Origin of the sequence: Klebsiella sp. 28 (assembly GCF_018223905.1) — a bacterium.
GTDB classification, from domain to species: domain Bacteria; phylum Pseudomonadota; class Gammaproteobacteria; order Enterobacterales; family Enterobacteriaceae; genus Klebsiella; species Klebsiella pneumoniae.
Genome location: NZ_JAGRQY010000232.1, coordinates 1 through 1,551, shown reverse-complemented (window position 1 = coordinate 1,551; position 1,551 = coordinate 1). Strand labels below are relative to the sequence as shown.

Below are 1,551 nucleotides of genomic sequence, written 5' to 3'. Positions count from 1 at the left end.
AAGTTCGATTTATTCAACAAAGCCCATCTGGCTCGATCCACGCACCACTTATCCCGAACTGCGTCAGCAGTTGATCGGAGGTACACCATGAAACGCATTCTGACCCTTGGCCTGGCGCTGCTGATGCTGATGCTCGCCGGCTGCAGCACCGAGGTCACCGAATACCGGCAGCAGCAGCCCGCCCTCGACATCTTTCACTATTTTCAGGGCCGAACCGAAGCATGGGGGATGGTGCAGGATCGCCGCGGCAAGCAGCTGCGCCGCTTCCATGTTGAGATCGATGGCGACGTCGTCGGCGATACCCTGACGCTCCATGAGCGCTTTGTCTATGACGATGGCGAGAAGCAGCAGCGGGTATGGCGCATTCGCCGCACCGGCGATAACCGTTATCAGGGCACCGCCGGGGATATCGAAGGCGTGGCCAGCGGCCAGGCGGCAGGCAATGCCTTTCACTGGCGCTACAGCATGAACGTCGAGGCCAGCGGCAGCCGGTGGCTGCTGCACTTTGACGACTGGATGTACCTGCAGGACGGCAGCCATTTGTTTAACAAAACCGAGATGAAGAAATTCGGCATTACGGTCGCCACCGTGACCCTTTTCTTTACCCGAACCACAGCAGAAGAGAGGACAGCGCCATGAACACGCAACCTGTCATTGGGATCAGCGGATGTTTAAGGGGGCTGATGCTCAGTCGAACGAAAACTCACGTTAGGCGAGAGAAGTCGTCTGAAAAATCGATTAATGGACAATGGTGTCCATTAAGTGCCATTTGCCGATTAAAAACACACCGCTTTAGGCACATTTTTCACTGTCCACAATATTATAATATTTCGAACGGTTGCAGTTGTGTTAAAAAAGCCGTCAGGCAGGGAGGCCGATATGCCCGTTGATTTTTTGACCACTGAGCAGGTTGAGAGTTATGGCAGGTTCACTGGCGAACCCGATGAACTTCAGCTGGCGCGTTATTTTCATCTTGATGAAGCGGATAAAGAATTTATCGGGAAAAGCCGGGGTGATCACAATCGACTTGGTATTGCCCTGCAAATCGGGTGTGTGCGTTTTCTGGGCACTTTTCTTACTGACATGAATCATATTCCTTCCGGCGTCCGGCATTTTACCGCCAGACAGCTCGGGATTCGTGATATCACCGTTCTTGCAGAATACGGTCAGAGGGAAAATACCCGCCGTGAGCATGCAGCGCTGATACGTCAGCACTATCAGTATCGTGAATTTGCCTGGCCCTGGACATTTCGCCTTACCCGTCTTTTATATACCCGGAGCTGGATAAGCAACGAACGTCCTGGCCTGCTTTTCGACCTGGCGACAGGGTGGCTTATGCAACATCGTATTATTCTCCCCGGAGCCACCACGCTGACCCGGTTGATTTCAGAGGTAAGGGAAAAGGCGACGTTGCGCCTGTGGAACAAACTGGCACTGATACCGTCAGCCGAACAGCGTTCACAGCTGGAGATGCTGCTGGGGCCAACTGATTGCAGCCGCCTGTCTTTACTGGAATCACTGAAAAAAGGCCCTGTGACCATCAGTGGTCCG

Annotated in this window: 2 protein-coding genes and 1 pseudogene; all 3 read left to right on the top strand. The window is 53.6% G+C overall.

Going from position 1 to position 1,551, the window contains the following annotated elements:
• Positions 1 to 91 (top strand): annotated as a pseudogene (locus KHQ28_RS29390) (hypothetical protein); the annotation flags it as partial.
• Complete coding sequence (locus KHQ28_RS26985) at positions 88 to 639, top strand: DUF3833 domain-containing protein (RefSeq protein ID WP_029497558.1); 552 nt, start codon at positions 88 to 90, stop codon at positions 637 to 639. The pseudogene KHQ28_RS29390 and the gene KHQ28_RS26985, both read left to right, overlap by 4 nt.
• Before the next feature lie 240 nt (positions 640 to 879).
• On the top strand, positions 880 to 1,551 hold a 672-nt coding region (locus KHQ28_RS26980), incomplete at its 3' end, for a DUF4158 domain-containing protein (RefSeq protein WP_211777752.1).